This is a genomic window from Micromonospora sicca, assembly GCF_003172935.1.
GTDB classification, from domain to species: Bacteria; Actinomycetota; Actinomycetes; order Mycobacteriales; family Micromonosporaceae; genus Micromonospora; species Micromonospora sicca.
Map to the genome: position 1 here is coordinate 1 of NZ_QGKS01000303.1, position 15,916 is coordinate 15,916.

General features: G+C 72.9%; 20 protein-coding genes and 1 pseudogene. 3 read left to right on the forward strand and 18 right to left on the reverse strand.

Annotated features, from left to right (window positions below):
• The 12 genes and pseudogenes from DKT69_RS25380 to DKT69_RS25435 form a co-directional block, all read right to left on the reverse strand.
• Positions 1 to 439: pseudogene (locus DKT69_RS25380) on the reverse strand (LysM peptidoglycan-binding domain-containing protein); the annotation flags it as partial.
• A gap of 14 nt (positions 440 to 453) precedes the next feature.
• Positions 454 to 885 carry a hypothetical protein gene (locus DKT69_RS25385; protein WP_109804019.1) on the reverse strand — a complete coding sequence of 144 codons (432 nt, stop codon included), beginning with the start codon at positions 883 to 885 and terminating at the stop codon, positions 454 to 456.
• Positions 882 to 1,349 carry a TadE/TadG family type IV pilus assembly protein gene (locus DKT69_RS25390; protein WP_109804020.1) on the reverse strand — a complete coding sequence of 156 codons (468 nt, stop codon included), beginning with the start codon at positions 1,347 to 1,349 and terminating at the stop codon, positions 882 to 884. The genes DKT69_RS25385 and DKT69_RS25390 overlap by 4 nt, the downstream gene beginning before the upstream one ends.
• Positions 1,350 to 1,354: 5 nt before the next feature.
• Positions 1,355 to 1,843 (reverse strand): TadE/TadG family type IV pilus assembly protein, encoded by a 489-nt coding sequence (locus tag DKT69_RS25395; RefSeq protein ID WP_109804021.1) that lies wholly within the window; start codon positions 1,841 to 1,843, stop codon positions 1,355 to 1,357.
• A complete protein-coding gene (locus tag DKT69_RS25400) occupies positions 1,843 to 2,043 on the reverse strand; it encodes a hypothetical protein (protein WP_109804035.1) in 201 nt (66 codons plus the stop codon). Before DKT69_RS25400 ends, DKT69_RS25395 begins: the two co-directional genes overlap by 1 nt.
• Positions 2,044 to 2,066: 23 nt before the next feature.
• Positions 2,067 to 2,927: a type II secretion system F family protein gene (locus tag DKT69_RS25405; RefSeq protein ID WP_109804036.1), complete on the reverse strand. Its 861-nt coding sequence runs from the start codon at positions 2,925 to 2,927 to the stop codon at positions 2,067 to 2,069.
• Between the two features lie 55 nt (positions 2,928 to 2,982).
• Positions 2,983 to 3,927 carry a type II secretion system F family protein gene (locus tag DKT69_RS25410; RefSeq protein ID WP_375373571.1) on the reverse strand — a complete coding sequence of 315 codons (945 nt, stop codon included), beginning with the start codon at positions 3,925 to 3,927 and terminating at the stop codon, positions 2,983 to 2,985.
• Positions 3,879 to 5,429 carry a TadA family conjugal transfer-associated ATPase gene (locus DKT69_RS25415; protein WP_109804023.1) on the reverse strand — a complete coding sequence of 517 codons (1,551 nt, stop codon included), beginning with the start codon at positions 5,427 to 5,429 and terminating at the stop codon, positions 3,879 to 3,881. Before DKT69_RS25415 ends, DKT69_RS25410 begins: the two co-directional genes overlap by 49 nt.
• A gap of 47 nt (positions 5,430 to 5,476) precedes the next feature.
• The gene (locus DKT69_RS25420) at positions 5,477 to 6,304 is read right to left on the reverse strand and encodes a CpaE/TadZ family protein (RefSeq protein WP_109804024.1); all 828 of its coding nucleotides are present in this window, start codon (positions 6,302 to 6,304) and stop codon (positions 5,477 to 5,479) included.
• Positions 6,304 to 6,960 carry an SAF domain-containing protein gene (locus tag DKT69_RS25425; RefSeq protein WP_109804025.1) on the reverse strand — a complete coding sequence of 219 codons (657 nt, stop codon included), beginning with the start codon at positions 6,958 to 6,960 and terminating at the stop codon, positions 6,304 to 6,306. Before DKT69_RS25425 ends, DKT69_RS25420 begins: the two co-directional genes overlap by 1 nt.
• Before the next feature lie 115 nt (positions 6,961 to 7,075).
• Positions 7,076 to 8,038: a hypothetical protein gene (locus DKT69_RS25430; RefSeq protein ID WP_109804026.1), complete on the reverse strand. Its 963-nt coding sequence runs from the start codon at positions 8,036 to 8,038 to the stop codon at positions 7,076 to 7,078.
• Positions 8,032 to 8,598 (reverse strand): hypothetical protein, encoded by a 567-nt coding sequence (locus DKT69_RS25435; RefSeq protein WP_109804027.1) that lies wholly within the window; start codon positions 8,596 to 8,598, stop codon positions 8,032 to 8,034. Before DKT69_RS25435 ends, DKT69_RS25430 begins: the two co-directional genes overlap by 7 nt.
• A 603-nt stretch (positions 8,599 to 9,201) precedes the next feature.
• On the opposite strand from DKT69_RS25435, the gene DKT69_RS25440 reads away from it, so the two are divergent.
• Positions 9,202 to 9,993: a prepilin peptidase gene (locus DKT69_RS25440; RefSeq protein WP_109804028.1), complete on the forward strand. Its 792-nt coding sequence runs from the start codon at positions 9,202 to 9,204 to the stop codon at positions 9,991 to 9,993.
• 10 nt (positions 9,994 to 10,003) lie between these two features.
• Here DKT69_RS25440 and DKT69_RS25445 read toward each other — a convergent pair whose 3' ends face one another.
• From DKT69_RS25445 to DKT69_RS25460, 5 genes are all read right to left on the reverse strand, one after another.
• Positions 10,004 to 10,630: a phosphatase PAP2 family protein gene (locus tag DKT69_RS25445; RefSeq protein WP_109804029.1), complete on the reverse strand. Its 627-nt coding sequence runs from the start codon at positions 10,628 to 10,630 to the stop codon at positions 10,004 to 10,006.
• Between the two features lie 19 nt (positions 10,631 to 10,649).
• Entirely contained in the window at positions 10,650 to 11,162 is a 513-nt protein-coding gene (locus DKT69_RS25450) for a DUF8243 domain-containing protein (protein ID WP_236648338.1), read from the reverse strand.
• A gap of 155 nt (positions 11,163 to 11,317) precedes the next feature.
• A complete protein-coding gene (locus DKT69_RS25455) occupies positions 11,318 to 11,605 on the reverse strand; it encodes a DUF1905 domain-containing protein (protein WP_109804030.1) in 288 nt (95 codons plus the stop codon).
• A 244-nt stretch (positions 11,606 to 11,849) separates the two neighbouring features.
• On the reverse strand, positions 11,850 to 12,023 hold the full coding sequence (locus DKT69_RS39145; protein ID WP_201749851.1) for a hypothetical protein: 174 nt from the start codon (positions 12,021 to 12,023) through the stop codon (positions 11,850 to 11,852).
• Positions 12,020 to 12,238, reverse strand: coding sequence for a flavin reductase (locus DKT69_RS25460; protein ID WP_109804031.1), 219 nt, complete (start codon positions 12,236 to 12,238; stop codon positions 12,020 to 12,022). Before DKT69_RS25460 ends, DKT69_RS39145 begins: the two co-directional genes overlap by 4 nt.
• Positions 12,239 to 12,722: 484 nt before the next feature.
• Here DKT69_RS25460 and DKT69_RS25470 point away from each other — a divergent pair, with 484 nt between their 5' ends.
• Positions 12,723 to 12,947 carry a winged helix-turn-helix domain-containing protein gene (locus tag DKT69_RS25470; RefSeq protein ID WP_091269831.1) on the forward strand — a complete coding sequence of 75 codons (225 nt, stop codon included), beginning with the start codon at positions 12,723 to 12,725 and terminating at the stop codon, positions 12,945 to 12,947.
• Positions 12,948 to 13,783: 836 nt separating this feature from the next.
• On the opposite strand, the gene DKT69_RS25475 is transcribed toward DKT69_RS25470, so the two are convergent.
• Positions 13,784 to 14,914, reverse strand: coding sequence for a DUF4236 domain-containing protein (locus DKT69_RS25475; protein WP_109804033.1), 1,131 nt, complete (start codon positions 14,912 to 14,914; stop codon positions 13,784 to 13,786).
• 249 nt (positions 14,915 to 15,163) lie between these two features.
• On the opposite strand from DKT69_RS25475, the gene DKT69_RS25480 reads away from it, so the two are divergent.
• Complete coding sequence (locus DKT69_RS25480) at positions 15,164 to 15,619, forward strand: lamin tail domain-containing protein (RefSeq protein WP_236648339.1); 456 nt, start codon at positions 15,164 to 15,166, stop codon at positions 15,617 to 15,619.
• Positions 15,620 to 15,916 lie beyond the last annotated feature (297 nt).

Consider the following 15,916-nt stretch of genomic DNA (forward strand, 5'->3'; position numbering starts at 1 on the left):
GCGGAGCGGCGGAGGCGGCGACCGGCGGGGCGGCCAGGGTGGCGGCGCTCGCGGCGACCGGGGTGCCGGCGAGGATCAGCGCCACCGAGCCGACCAGCGCCGCCGCGGCCCGCTGCTGCCGGCGCATCCCGGGCAGCCGGGGCGCCGGCCGGTGCACGGTCTGCGCGCCCAGTTCCACCAGGACGGAGAAGGCGAACGTCGCCCAGCCGAACCAGCCGACCACCGCCAGCGCCCGCAGGAAGAGCTGGCCGTCGTCGCGGCTGGCCAGCGCCGTACCGACCGCGGCGAGGGTGGGCAGGTGGTCGGGGAGCGGGCTGCCGGCGAAGGCGAGGAGCGCGATCGGCGCGCCGGCCAGCACCGCGCAGAGCACGACGAGGGAGCCGAGCCCGGTGAGGACCTGGCCGATCCGCCGTACGGCGGAACGTTGCGGTGCGGCCATGGCTGCCTTCCTTCCTACGGCGCCCCGGTGAGCGCCCGCGCGGTGGCCTCACCGGTGACGGTGACGGTGTTGTCGAAGCCGAAGAGGCCGAGCAGGTCCCGGCGGTAGGTGATGCGGACGCGTACCTGGATCTGCTTCTCGCCGTCGACCACCGGGAAGCTGACCTGGTGGTCGCGCACGCCGCGCGCGGCGGCGAGGTAGTCCGCGACGGCGGTCCGGGCGCTCGGCTCGTCGATCTCCTTCGGGCCGCCCTCGATCGCCCGCGCCCGGTCGATCATCTGGCCGCCGCTGCGGGCCGCCTCCGCGGCGAGGTCGTCCGCGCGCTGCAACGAGCGCAACTGCCCGGCCCCGTCGTAGGCGAGCCCGATGACGACGAGCACGCCGGTCATCGCGGCGGCGAGGAAGAGGCTGACCCGGCCGCTCTCCCGGACCGTCCACCCGGTCATCGGCGGCTCCGGTAGGTGTCCAGCGGCGAGGTGAAGGTGGCGGCGACGGCCTTGCCGCCCGGCACCCCGGGCAGCCCGGGGGCGCGCAGGTCGGCGAAGGAGACGGTGCAGCTCACCGTGACCGTCACGGTCGCCGGCACGCCCGGTGCGCTGCGGTACGCCCGCTCGAAGGTGGTCCGCGTCCGCCCCACCGAGCCGCTGAACGACAGCGCCGGCTCGCCCGAACAGTTCAGGCCGCGCCAGTCGAGCTGTCGCCGGGCCGCCTCTACGGCGGCTGCCCGGCCGGTGCGGGCGTCCCGGGCGATCGAGGCGGCCCGGGCGGCGTCGTGCGCGGCCGACTCCACCGCCTCGTCGGCGACGGCGGTCCGTCCCGCCACCCCGGCCAGCACCATCAGCGCGATGAACGCGGGGGCGAGCACCGCCACCTCGATCGAGACGGAACCCCGCTCGGGGCGGCCGACCATCCGCCTCACCCCGTCGTCCAGCGTTCGACGGTGCCGTGCGCGGTCTGCCGGACCGGGAAGCTGACCCCCGGGATGACCGACAGTGAACGGCCGCTGACCGTGCAGCTGACCTCGGCGGCGCCGGCCGTGCACGTCGGCCCGCCGGCCTCCCAGCCGACCAGCCAGTCGCCGGCCGCCCGCAGGAACCGGGCGGCCCGGGCCTCCCCGGCGCCGGGCGGCGCCTGGACGACCCGTTGCGCGTTCACCCCGCTCTGCGCGGCGTTCAGCGCGGTGGAACGGGCGACGAACCAGACGGCGAGTTGGATCGAGGCGAACAGCAGCACCAGGATCACCGGCATCAGCACCGCCAGCTCCACCGGGTTGGCGCCCCGGTCCGCGCCGCCCTCGGCGAGCCGCCGCCGGAGGCCGTCGCGGAGCCGCCCCGGACCGCGCGGGCCGGCGGGCCGGTCGGCGGCTGCCGACCGGCTCCGGTCCGTACGGGCGGGGCGGTTCATCACGGCGCGGTGTTGTTCGGGATGGCGTTCATCCAGTTGTTCGCCTTGGTCAGGGCGAGCGTGGTGACCGCCATGGCGACCGCGACCAGCCCGAAGATGATCACCGCGGTCGGCACCGGGCTGTCGCCCCGCTCGGTGTCGTGGCGCAGCTCGGCCAGCCGGCTGGCCACCGCCGCGTGCAGATAGCTGTAGAGGTACATGGCCTTCTCCTTCTCGGTCGGGTTCACAGGCGGGCGAGGAACGGATAGACGGCGAAGCCGAGCAGGACGAAGACCAGCAGCGAGCCGGGGATGTCCAGCCGGCTGGTCACCCCCTCGGCGCGGGCCAGGTTGTCGGTGCGGATCTGGTCGCGCAGCGAGTCGGCCCGGCTGCGCAGGGTCTCGTGCACCTGCGCCCCCTCGCTGCCGGAGGAGCGCATGATCGCGCCCACGTCGCCGAGTTCCGGGATGCCGATCCGGTCGGCCAGCTCCTGGAGCTCGTCCCAGGGCGAGTGCATCTGCAACTGGGCGATCCGCAGCGACTCGCGGATCCGGTCGAAGACCCAGCCGTCGCAGACCGCCGCCGCCCGCTCCAGCGACTGCACCGGCCCGTGCGCCGCGGAGAGTTGCAGGGCCACCAGGTCCAGATAGGTGCAGACCGCCTGGCGGAACTCGTCCCGCGCGGCGTCCGCCTTCGCCAGCACCGCGCGGTGCGCGAGCAGGCCGGCGACCAGTGCCATCCCCAGGCTGCCCAGCACCGGTACGACGACCGGCACCGACACCCCGCCGAGGAAGAGCACGGTGGACAGCACGGTCGGCAGGGCCAGCCCGACCAGCGCGGAGAGCAGCACCGACAGGGCGTACTGCTCGGGCGTGCGGTCGATCAGCGCGAGCTGCCGGTGCGGGGGACGCAGCCAGCGGGAGAACCCGCCCAACCAGTCCGGCCCGCTGCCGGCCACCGCGGTCCGGCCGGGCGGCTGGTGCAGTCGGCGCAGCGCCGGGCCGAGCGCCGGGGTGGCCGGCAGCGCCTCGCGTACCACCAGGAAGAGGCCGAGGCCGACCACCGCCCCGCCCACCACGGCGATGGCGAGCTGCCAGTTGAGGATCACCGGAGCCGCCTTTCGTTCGCGACTGCGGGGCTCGCAAGCTCACTCCTCGCGCTCACGCGATCGCCTCCTCCGGGTCGGGGGCGGGCAGGAAACGCGCTGGCCGGGGCGGCTGGCTCATCGACCGCACCCAGGCCAGCAGCCCGACGAACGCGGCGCCGAGCACCCCCATCACCAACTGCCCGACCGCCGTCCCGTACGGCTGCACGTACTCGCGGTTGACCAGCCCGTACGCGAGGGTGGCCAGGGTCATCCCGGTGAGGAAGCGGACCGCGAACCGGGGCTGGGTGCGCTTCGCCTCGATCTCCCGCCGGGTGGCCACCTCGGCGGCGGCCGCCGAGGCGATCGAGCCCAGCACGTCACCGAGGCGCTCGCCGCGGTCGGTCAGGTGCAGGATCAGCGCGGCCACCACCTGGTCGCAGACCGGGTCGCCGATCTCGTCGGCGAAGGCGAGCAGGGCGGCCCGGGCCAGCCAGCCGGCCTGGAGGCGGGCGGCGAGGGTGCGTACCTCCTCCTGGATCTCCGCCGGCGCGGTGGCGATGGTGCCGATGATGGCCTGCTGGAGGCCCTGCCCGGTGCCGGAGATGTCCTTGAGCCGGCGGGTCCACTCGCCGACCGCCTCGATCCGGGCGATGGCCCGCTGCTCGGCCCGGCCGACGGCGAAGAGCCACGGCACGCCGGGCACCGCCAGGGCCACCAGCAGACCCACCACCGGGAGCCCGGTGAGCAGGAAGGCCAGCGCGCCGGCCAGCACCGCGCCGCCGAGCAGCACCTGATGGTTGCGCTGCTCCCGTCGGCTCGCCCCGGAACCCGTCCAGAGCCGACGCAGCCCCCGGCCCGCGCCGGGCCCCGCCGCGGCCGGCCGGCTGGTGCCGACCAGCGCGACCACGGTCAGCACCAGACCGGCGACGCACGCCGCCCCGGAGACCAGAGCGATGAACTGGAGCGTGGTCATGAGGCGGGCCGCCGGCCGAGTCGGGTGTGCCGGGGGCGCCGCCAGGCCCCGGTGCCGGCCTCGATGAAGCGGGTCAGCAGCCGGGCGTCGTAACCCACCCGCAGCAACTGGTCGCGGATCCGCTCGGGCAGGTGCCGGGGCACCGCCCGGCCGTCCGGGCCCGGGCCGAAGACCGACGTGGTGGTGATCCGGTTGCCCTCGCCCACCCCGATCACCTCCTCGACGTGGGAGACGAACCGGTGCTTGCGGCCGCCGATCGCGGTCTCGTCCTCGACGGTGACGTAGACGATCAGGTCCAGCGCGTTGCCGGCCATCCGGCGGGCCTGGTCGACCGTCATCTCCCGGCCGTGCGCCAGCGCCAGCTCGATGATCCGCTCGCTCACCCCGGCCGGCGTACGGGCGTGGATGGTGCACATCGACCCGCGGCTGGTGGTCATCGCCTGGAGCATCGGCACGATCTCCCGGGAGCGGACCTCGCCGACGATGATCCGCAGCACGCCCATCCGCAGTGAGACCGGGATCAGGTCGGCGATGCTCACCTCGCCGGCCGGGCGCCCGTCCAGGCCGCGTTCGCCGTGGCCCTCACGGGACTCGAAGCTCATCACCGCCCGGTGCTTCTGCCCCCGGCGGGCGGGCAGCAGTTCCCGGCTCTCCTCCAGCAGCACGTACGGCTCGTCGGCCGGGATCTCGTCCATCAGCGCCCGGATCACCGTGGTCTTCCCGGCTCCGGCCAGCCCGGCGACCATGATGTTCAGCCCGGCCCGCATCGAGGCGCGCAGGAAGTCCCGCAGCAGCGGGTCGATCATCTCGTCCAGGTCGGGCCGGCTGCCGGCGATGTCCTCCAGGCTGACGTCCAGCGTGTTGTGTTTGCGGATCACCGCGTACGGGCGGTGGCTGACCAGGAAGACCGCGGCGAGCCGGCTGCCGTCGGGCAGTTGCAGGTCCAGCGTCGGCTTGGAGGTCGACAGGGAACGCTCGGTCGCGCCGGCCCGGCGGGCCGCCGCCTGGAGGATCTCCACCAGTTCGTCGTCGCTGTCGGCGATCGGCTCGGCCCAGTCCACCCCGCCGCCGTGCCGGGTGATCCGCACCTGGTCGCAGCCGAGGATGTGCACCTCCTCGATCGTGTCGTCGACCAGCAGCGTCTGCAGCCGGCCGAGGCCGACCAGCTCGGCGGTCACCTGGTCGAGCAGGAGCCGCTCGGCGTCGGCGGCCATCGGGGTGCCGGCCCGGCGCACCGAGTCGGCGTACGCGGAGACCACGGCGACGGCGAGCCGGGCCCGCTCCACCTCCTCGGCGTCCGCGTCGAACTCCCGGCCGCGCTGCCAGCGGGTGAGCCGTTCGCTCAACTCCCGGCGCAGCTCGCGGACCACGGCGAAGTCGACCCGGGGACGCGGGGGCGGCAGCGCCACCGGGGCCGGCGGGACGACCGCGACCGGCGGTGGCGCGGCATGGGGGTGCCGACCGTTCGGCGGGGTGAGCGGCGGCACCGTGGAGGTGGCCCCCGGCTGCTGCCCGCGCGGGTCGTGGGAGACCGGCTCAAACCGCACGGCGGGCCTCCCGGGGAGGGGCCGGCGCGGTGCGCGCCGGGGTGGGGTCAGGACACATGCGGTGCCTCCTGCGCGACCGGCGCCTGCGGCGTCGTCTGGGGGACCGGCCAGGCCAGCCGGGCCCGACGACGTTCGAGCAGCGCCCGGATCGGCACCTCCAGCGCGCCGGCCGCGCGCATCAGCGGCCGTCCGGCGCGTACGGTGCCGCCGAGGCTGAGCACCGCCGCGGTACGCGGGTCGTACGGCAGCCGGGCGATCACCGGCACCCGCAGGGCCTTGCTGATCTCGCTGTTGCCGTGCCCGTCCCCGACCACCAGCAGCCGCAGCGCGCCCGGCGGGACGCGGTGCTCGGCGAGGTCCCGCTCGACGGCCCGGATGGTGGCCCGGGTCGCGGAGAGGTCGGGCAGTTGCGCCCGGGTGACCAGCAGCACCACGGCGGCCGCCCGGAGCACCGGCCACGGTGGACCGGCCACCTGGAGCCGTCCACAGTCGACCAGCACGTCGTACGGGGGCAGGCCCTGCTCCAGCCCGGCGAAGAAGTCGGCGAACCGCTGCCAGAGCGGGGTGACGCTGCCGGCCTGGGCCGGGTCGACCACGCCGGGCAGCAGCAGCCGCTCCCGCTTCGGCGCGTCCAGGTCGACCAGCTGGGACCAGAAGGCGGTGTCCAGGTTGCCGTCGCGCAGTTCCCCGACGGCGAGTTCGCCGATGCCCCGGGGACCGTCGAGCGCCCCACCGAGGTAGCCGGCGAGGATCGAGCCGCCCGCCGGGTCGCACTCCGCCAGCACGAGCCGCCGGTGCCAGCTCAGCGCAGCGGCGAGGGCCGAGGTGGTGACGCCGGGCGACCCCTTGGCCGAGACCAGGGCGATGATCGCCATCAGGCCGCCTCGGTGAGCACGAGCGCGATCCGGTCGTCGGCGGCCAGCACCACCACGGCGGGCACGTCGCGTACGGCGAGGGCCAGGTAGACCACCACGTCGTCGTTCTCCGGGGTGGCGGTGTCGATCACGGTGGCCTCGAACCGGGTGCCGCCGCTGCGCGCCGGGCCCTCGGCGTTGGCGTCCGGGGTGCTGACCAGGAGCACCTTGTCCCCGGGGTGCAGCCTGCGGGCCGGCACCTGGCTCGGTTCCAGGCCGAGCGCGATCTGCTGCTGGCCGGGGCCGAGCAGCGGGTCGTCGGTGAGCTGGGCCCGGGTCAGCAGTGTGCCGGGGGTCAGCGACACGGCGGCCCGCAGACCCACCACCTCGTCCAGCCGGCGGGCCGGCACCGGCGCCAGGCCCTGGCCGCCGGAGACCTGCACCGCGACCAGGTCGGCGGCGCTGAGCTGCCGGCCCACCTCGACCGGCCGGGCCACCGCCAGGTAGCTGCCGGTCGCCCGGACCGAGGTGACCGCGAAGGCCGCGCCCAGCCCGCCGAGGGCGATCAGCAGCACCGCCAGGCCGAGCAGGCCCGGCCGCGCCCGCCGCTGCCGGACCACCTTGGGGGGCGCCACCGGGGCGTCCATCGGGGTCCCGTTCCGCGTCACCAGACTCACCGGTCCGCCTCCGTTCGCGACTGCGGGGCTCCGTACGTCGGGTCGGTCCTCGCGTTCACCGGGCCTGTCTTCGTTCGCGACTGCGGGGCTCGCAAACCCGGCTCACTCCTCGCGCTCACCGCGTCACCACCTGAAGTTCGTCGATCTCCACCGGCACCGTGCCGCTGTTCCGCTGCTGCGCGATGTCGCCGTTCGGGTCGCCGTCGCCCGCCGCCCAGTGCACGGTCCAGTACGTGGTGGCGCTGACCCGGTAGGTGCCGGCCCGGCGGTAGCCGCGGTCGTAGCCGCAGTCGGGGGAGGTCAGGCCGGCCCGGGGACCGTCCGCCGCGTACGGGGTGCCGGGTTTGGTGCAGGTGACCCGGGTGCCGTCGCCCATGTTCCAGACGATCCGGTTGACCCTGGCCGTGATGCTGACGGTGAGCCCCCGGTCGGAGGCGGACGCGGTGAGCGGGCCGAAGTAGCTCGCGCCGCCGCTGGCCCACATCCAGACCGGCAGCCCGACCAGGCCCGGCCCCTTGCTGCGTCGGGGGGCCACCGCGATCCGGGGCGGGAGCAGCGAGATCGAGGCGAGCGCTCGGCGGGCCAGCTCCTCCGGGTCCGGCGGGGCCCCGTAGCCGGGCGGCGGGCCGTCCCGCAGCACCACGGTCTGCGCGCCGAGGTCGCCGCCGTTGCAGGTCTGCACGTACCACTGCTTGCCGTCCGGCGCGGTGGGCTGCGGCTCGGCCAGCTTGTAGTAGCAGCCGTCGCCGGTGTTGAACCAGCCCAGGACGTCGTCGTAGCAGGGGATCACCCGGCCGTTCCACTGGCATTTCGCCGCGGCGCCGTCACCGGCGCCGCCGCCACCCCCGGGATTCCCGCCGCCGCCAGGCCCGCCGGGCACGCCCGGGTCGTCGTCCCAGACGTTGCAGTCGGTCTGCCCAGGCGGGCAGTCGGCGCCCGGATCGCCGGGGCCGGCGGCGGACGCCGGCGCGGCGGTGACCGCCAGCAGCAGCGTCAGCCCGGCCGCGGCGAGCAGCCGACGGGGTGTCCCGGCCCTGGCCGGTCGGGCCGGGACACCGCTTCCTCCCCAGGTCAGCACGGCTGCTCCTGATGCGCGGCGCCGGCGTTGACCAGCCATCGGCCGTCCGGGTACCGGGTCGCGGTGGCGGTCGCCAGGTAGCGACCCCCGCCGGTGCCGGGCACCACCCGCCGGTCCTTGGCGTAGACCAGCCGGTAGCCGGTCGCGTCCAGGCAGTCCTGGATCTCCACCGTGGGTGGGTCGGCGTCCAGGCTGACCGAAACGACGGTGGGATCGGAAACGAGCGTGCCGGTACGCATCGCGCCGTGCTCCTTCGCCTCACGAATTGCCAGTCGCACCCGGGTCAGCAGTGGATCCGCCACGAATCGGGCCAATGCCGGATGCGTCGGATCGCTGCGCTCGCTCGCCGCCCGGGACGCCTTCAGATAGCCGGAATAGGCGGCGAGCGCCGTCTTTCCCGCGGCCTGTTCGGCGGCGTCCGAATGGGCGGCCGGGGTGGCGTCGTGGTCCGTCCGGGGACCCGGCGTCGTCTCCCGATCGGCGCCGCAGCCGGCGCTCGCGCCCAGCACGGCAAGGCTGAGCAGGCAGCTTGTCCATCGGCGGGAATGCCGTGTGTGCAAGGCCGGGCCCTCCTCGGTGGCGGCCCGGAGCCGCCGGACGGGCGTACTCCGGGCAGGCGGAAGCGCGCCCGGATGTGCTCGTCCGGGCCTGAAGTCGCTGCCGCTGCATTTACCTGTACGGATCTTTTACAAATTCGAAACCTGATGTCTCCGGTTGGCCTCCGACGCCAATTGCTCGGGGGTTGCGTCGCACCCAAGGGGCGAGCATAGGCTGACGATCGCCGATGCAACAGAGGCAATTCATTCGAACACGTTCAGTGATGACAGGTGGTGGTGGCCGGTGGGTGTCCGGAGGGTGAAGCGACGGCCCGGCTCGGCGGCGACCGGCGGTCGGCGCGGCCGGACCGGTCCGGCGGTCGGCTGGCCGGCGGGCGGCCGTCCGGCCGGAGGAATGGGTGGCATCGGTGCCTCTGGTCCGATCCGTCCCGCTGGGATCCGGGCCGCCGAGGGGCTCCGGCCGGCCGCCGGGCGGGCGCTGCCGTCGAGGCGGGACCCGGTGATCGGCGCGCCACTTTCCGCGCCATCCGCGACTCGCCGAGCGGGTGGATCTCACTCTCCGTGCTCCAGAGTGGAACGCACCGCGACCGTCCGGTGGGCCCCGCGATGACCGGTCGGGGGCTCCGGACCGCCGGCCGGGCGGCCACCGGCGAGGGCTGCCCGCCGGTCGCCCGTCCGGTCGTACGGCTGCTGGCCGCCCTGGCGGTCGTACCGCCGCTGCGGCTGGCGGTGGCCCGGTACGCCGTACCACCGGGGTCCGTGGACCGGACCGGGTGCGCCGGCTGCGGCGCGCCGATCGGCCTGGACCGGCCGCTGCCGGCGCTCGGGCCGGCGGCCCGCTGCCCGGCCTGCCGGGCCCGGGTCGGGGCGGCGCCGGGCGCGGTCGAGCTGGCCCTGGCCGCGGCGCTTACGGTGCTCGCGCTGGCCGGCGGTTCCGCCGGTGAACTCGCCGCGACGGCCTGGTGGCTGGCCTGGGCGGTGCCGCTGGCCCTGGTCGACGCGGCCGTGCACCGGCTGCCCGACCGGCTCAGCTACCCGGCGGCCGCCGGCACCTGGGCGCTGCTCGGGTTGGCCGCGCTGGCCGGCGCCGGACCGGCGCCGTGGCTGCGCGCCACGCTCGCCGGGCTGGGCCTGGCGCTCGGGTTCGCGGCGACCACCCTGCTGCTGGGCCGGCGCGGCTTCGGGCTCGGCGACGCCAAGCTGGCGCTGGGCGTGGGGGCGTTGCTCGGCTGGTACGGCTGGCCGGTCCTGCTGGCTGGGCTGGTGCTCGCCGTCGCTCTCTCCGCCCTGGTCGCCCTCGGCCTGCTGGCAGCCCGCCGGGCCCGCTGGTCCAGCCACCTCCCCTTCGGCCCGTTCCTGATCCTCGCCACCGCCCTGACCCTCCTCCTCACCCCGTGACCGCCGGCCCTCACCGGCGGGCGGAGTGGGTCAGGGGGCGGGCCGCGCGGCGGACCCGCCGGCGCAGGGCCTCGGCGACCGGGCGGGCCGCCAGCGGGGTGACCAGCGCGCCGACCAGGACGCCGAGGAGCAGCCCGGCGGCCACGTCGTGCGGGTAGTGCACGCCGATGAAGGTGCGGGAGAGCGCGGCGAGCAGGGCCAGCGGGGCGGCGACCAGTCCGATCCGGCGATGCAACAGCAGGGTCGCGGCGGCCAGGGCCCCGGCGATGGTGGCATGGTTGCTGGGGAAGGACCAGTCGCCCACCGGCGGGCAGTGGGCGGCCACGATCATCAGGTCCGCCGGGCTGCGGCAGGGCCGGTCCTCGGCGACCAGGTCCTTGAGCCCCTCGCTGCCGCCGTACGCCAGCAGCACCGACACCGGCGCGGCCAGCGCCAGCGCCCGGCCCCGGATGTCGCCGCCGACCAGCCGGGTCGCCGCGGCGACCACCAGCAGTACGCCGAGCAGCAGGACCGCCCCCTCGGTGAAGTGGGTGGCGAACCAGTGCACCGGTTGCGGTGTGCCGTCGGCGAAGTCGACGATGTCGCGGTACCAGTCGACGCTGATGTCGGGAACGTCGGTCATGATGGCGTCGGTCATGAATCACCTCACCATCTGTTCATACTCCGTGCACCTGGGGTTTTCCTTGGGAATGACCGGGCTGGCTGACCGGATCGGCGGTCACCCCGGACATCCGCTCGACCACCGCCTCCAGCGCCTCGAAGGCGTACGCCCAGTTGTGGCACTTGAAGCTGCGCAGCCCCTCGATCGGGGTGCGGCAGTCGGCGCAGTACACCCCGGGGATCGCGTCCGGCACCTCGGTGTTGACGTACTTGCGCTCGCCGAGGATCACCCGGGCGATCATCGTCGGATCGTGGACGCCGTGCAGCGCCGACGCGACGATGTCGTACCAGTTGACCCGCCGGCCGCACTTCGGGCAGTCCGGCTCGTCGCCGCTGACCCAGAGCGGCGCGCCGACGCTGCGCGCCGGCATCCCGAGCAGCTTCTCCAGCCGGCGTACGTCCGGCTCCGGCGTCGTCCAGCGGTGCCGACCCGGCAGCGACGCGGGCGAGTCGTAGACGGCGCGGAACACGACCGGATCCACCTCCACGGTCTCGCGCTTGCTGGTCATGCGGTACCTCCTCCACGCTCGGTGGCACCACCGTCCTACCAGGTGAACGGGGTGTGCAACCGGATCAAGGACACCGACACGACGGGTCAGTGGTGTGTCGCGAGCGCTGCTCCGAGCTGGGGAGGCGCTGGTGTGCCGATGCCGGCGCCGGCTGGTCAGACGTCGACGGCCAGGCGGACCGTCACCACGTCGCCCACCTCGAGCCCTTCGGCCTTCCGCACCGACGCCCGCACCGGCACGATGTACCGCCCGTCCTTCGGGAACAGCGACGTCTGCCATCCGGTCCCGCCGATCTGCGCCCGGACCGGAACCATGCCCCAGCCGTAGGTCACCAGCGCGGACGTCGCCGCCAGTTCGCCGCACTCGTCCTCGGGAACGGTGACGAAGTGCCACGGCGCCGGCCCTTTCCAGAACCACATCTCGCCGGCGAACTCCAGGTTCATCCGATCACCCCGCCCCTGGAGAACTCGCCTCTGGCCCGGTGATTGTGTCCGACGATCTCGTCCCTGTGCTGTCGCAGCTCAGAGGCGGTCTGTGGTGGGCCGCCAGGGACTCGAACCCTGAACCTATGGATTACCGGAGAGCCGGCCGGATCGGGTGCGGTACGAGGTCATCCGGGCTGCTGGCGCGCTTCTCGGCCGGGTTCGGCTGGCACGGTTGCTGTACTTCACTGCTGTACTGCTGGCGTCAAGCGAGGCGCTGGATGCGGACCTTCGGGCGCTCGTTCTTGAGGTGGCCTTGCTTGTGCTGGCGGACCTGCTCGTCCCAGACCTCTTGGTCGTAGTCCGGGTTCGGCGGGATCCACCTGTGGGAGCCGTCGCTGTAGTGGAACTTCTCGTCGCCGGGTCGCAGGAAGCTCATCGGTTCCAGCGGAGGAAGCGGTGGTGAAGTTGGCCGGCGGGGACGTGGGCCAGGTCCTGGGCGGCGTCGACGAACTGGGCGGCCAGGTAGAGGGCCAGCGACACCGGGGCGCGGTCGTACTCGGCTCGCAGCTCCCGCCGCCGGGTCTGGCAAGGCCAGTCGGCACCGCAGCCGCCGCAGGTCCAGGCCGGTGTTACCGGGAGGTGTGTCGTCATCGCGGCGCGTCCTGGCTTGGCCAGTGGCCGCGGTTGATTGGGATGGGATGACGGCTCCGGCAGGGCAGGTCGCTCCCGCAACGGCAGATGCGCCGCCAGTGCCGCCATGACCAGAGGGGCCGGTGTCGGCGGGCGAGGGTCAGCGCCGCCGCCAGGACGTACTCGTCGTAGGACACGCGCCGCCGGCTGTTGTCCTGCCGCTGTTGGCGCCCGGTATCCCGCACGGCACCTGCGGATGAATCACTTGCATCGTTCGGTGCGGTCATCACGCCTCCCGCCGACGCTTGGGGTCCCGTGGGCACCCGGTCAGCCGTGTCCGGAGACAGGGCACCCACGGCAGGACGACCCGGCCGCCAAGCTGGGTAGCCCCACGAGCAACTTAGGACGCAATGTGCGCAGGGTCAACAGCTACGACACATAGCGTTGTAAGTCGAGCCCGCCATATGGTCTGCTTGCACCAGCCGCCAAGCTGGGAGCACCACCTATGTCTGAAGCTGCCTACCTACAGGTCGCCCGGGATATCCGCGAGCAGGTCAGCTCCGGTCAGTTGAAGCCGGGCGACAAGCTGCCCTCGTTCGCCGCCCTCTGCGAGCACTACAAGGTCAGCAACACCGTGATCCGCGCCGCCATGCTGCTGCTGAAGGCCGAAGGGCTGATCGACGGCCGGCAGGGCAAGGGCGTCTACGTCGCCAACCCGCTTCCCCGGTAAGCCCGGGTCGCCCACCGAGGCGCGACACCTCGCTTACAAGCTCTGTGCTGATCGTCCGGCGTCGTCTGTCCGCATTCGGGACCTCGACCGCTTGTCCGCATGCTTCCGCCGGCGGGCGTCCTCGTCCGGGCCGGTTGCTGTCGTCGTTGCTGTCAACAGCCGCTAGTCACCCGATCCAAGCTGTCGTTCCAACTCCATGATCCGTTGATGGGCCCTGAAGGTACTCGCCCGCTGTTGCTTGTCGCTGGCGGTGATCAATCCGAGAAGAGCTTCGAGTCCCTGGTCTTCTACGTAGCAACCGGGATGGAGGAGGTCAGGTGCCGAAGTACGGAGGTCCTCCACGAACGGCTGCCACATGTAGCTCCATGAGTTGTCGCGCCGGAAGCGAAGCACCGCCGACCCACCTGGATCGACGTCTCTGGAGCAGAGTGGGCATCTCAGCACAGATCGATCATCGCCTGCCGTCCCGCCTCGCGCCAGAGCAGGGGACGACCCCCGCCGGGGGGAGCCGGACACACCTCGTCGGCTCGTGCCGATCGTTGCCGACCAGTGCGGTCGAGCAGCTGACGCTAGGCGTCCTCTGCCGGCTCGTACCCACCTGGATCAAAGGGCTTGCTGCCTCATGGCTGCCTCCGGCCTCGGCCTGGTCGTCGCTGTAGTCCCTGAACTTTCTGGATTGCCGGCGAGGAGGTTGCCTACGGTTCCGCAAGCAGGTGGCGAGCCTCCGCCGGCCGGTCTCGGGCTACGACGGTGGGGCGCGTCGCTGTAGTTCTCTGCTGTACGGCGACCAGGCCGACACCGGGTACCAACCCCGACGGGCGGAGGGCGACTCCTGGTCAGCGGTCAGTCAGTTCGGCTAGATCAACGGCGTTGATGAGTTCGGTGATCGCCGACTCGCCGGCGAGGTTCAGAGGTAGCAGTTCGCCGGTTCGAGCTCGCGGGTTGAGCAGCAGTTCAGTGCTGGTGTCGTTGACGATGGCGGCAGCGTCGGCTTCCGCCCATCGCACGCCGTTCAGCGATGCACGATGGATTTCGGTGGCGAGAAGGCACGACACCCCGGGTCTGCCATAGCTGTCCGGCCCGTCGTGGCGCAGCACGGCCACTCGCGCTGAGCCGATGGCGGGTGCGACAGCGAAGGCTTCCCGCAGGGTGACGAGGACCTGGCCGCAGACGAACTGCTTGTAGTAGGCGGCACGGTCACGCTGGGGCAACTTCCGTAGGGACAGGTTGCCGGCCTGGGTGGTGGTGGGCATGCGCTTGGGCACGACCTGCTCGACGGTGGGGACGAGCACCACGAGGGAAACCTCGTCGCCGGTGACGCCGACGGCGGCGCTCGCCGCCTCGTTGTCTTCGAACGCTTCTTCGAGGGTTTCCAGGACGACATCCGGGTCGTTGCTGCACAGTTGCTGCCACCGCTGGTCGAGGAATTGCTGCCAGCCGGCCTTCTGCTCGAGCAGGGTGGTCCACTGCCGCCGCACCTCGGCGTCGGTCCACTGCGCGGCGCGCTGTTTGGCCTGCGCCCGTTTGGTCCGCTCGAAGAACCCGACACCGGCCAGGGCGTGCTGTTCGTAGTGCTGGTAGATGCTGGCCCGGTCCGGTGGTGCGGGCTCGGGCGCGACCGGTCGGGTGGCGGCGGAGAAGTTCACCCGGTGCAGGTCGAGAATACGCAGGAACGCCTGCGCCAGATGCTGGGCCTCCTCCGCCCGCTGCGCCTGGGCGGCTTGGCGCTGCTGCGCCGCGAGCTGCCGTTGATAGGCCGCCGCTGAAGTACCGCGGCCACCGGACCCGCTACGGCCGCGGCCTCCGCCGAGGGAGGTGTAGAAGCCGACGGGACCCGCGCCAGTGGAGAAGCCGGTGCGGCCGGCGCCGAAGTGCACCCGGGCCGCCCTCGGGCCGACACTGGTGCGGATGCCGCGAGAGGAGGCACGGATACGCACCCCGGGTGCCAGCTTGATGGAGAACCCCATCAGCCGACCGTAGGCCCTGGCGCTTGAGCGATCGTTCAGCCTGTTACCTGATCGCCGCTCCGCTAACTGGTCGCCGCCGTGTCCCGATCGGGCAGCCTCGGATGCCCGGGCCGGCACTATCGCCGATGTTGACGGTTTCGGCTCGCGAACTTGTCGTTGAGCAATATTATGATCTTGCGTGCATGTGTTGCCATGCATCTACCGGCGATGGGTTCTCGCCGGCTTCTACCTTTGAGTCAAGGGGACCACTTGAAGAACAAGCTGATCGGTGCCGTCGCGGCGCTCGCCATCGCGGTCGGCGGGTCGCTCGCCGCCGCCACGCCGGCGCAGGCCGCCACCCCGGCCATCATGATCACCAAGGTCTACTACAACTCGCCGGGCAGCGACACCGGGTCGAACACCAGCCTGAACGCCGAGTACGTCCGGCTGACCAACAAGCGCAGCTCCACCATCAACCTCAAGTACTGGACTCTGCGCGACAAGTCGAACCACGTCTACAAGTTCACCACCAACTGGTACCTCAAGCCTGGATACAGCGTCGCGATCCACACCGGCAAGGGCACCAACACCAGCAGCAACCTCTACTGGGGCCTGTCCTGGTACGTGTGGAACAACAGCGGCGACGCCGCCTACCTGCGTAACTCCGCCGGCACGGGAATCGACTCGTGCTCCTGGGGCAGCAGCGGCAGCTACACCTACTGCTGAACCCAGCGGCACCATGAGCGCCGGCCCGCCATCAGGTGGGCCGGCGCTTCCCGTGCCAACTCTCTCCACCGCCGCCCCCACGGTCCGGTCGAACGCTCGGGAATGTTCCGGCCCTCGATGGGCGGTGAGCAGCAGAAACAGGACCCGTAACCGTCGGTCGAAATGCTGATACACATCGTGGCCGACCGGACGGTGCCCAACGTTGACACTGGTCAGCACACTCGGACAGGTGACGTACCAGCCTCCGCAGGACCCGTGGCAAGAGCCAACGCCCTGCCTCTTATACACATCGGACGC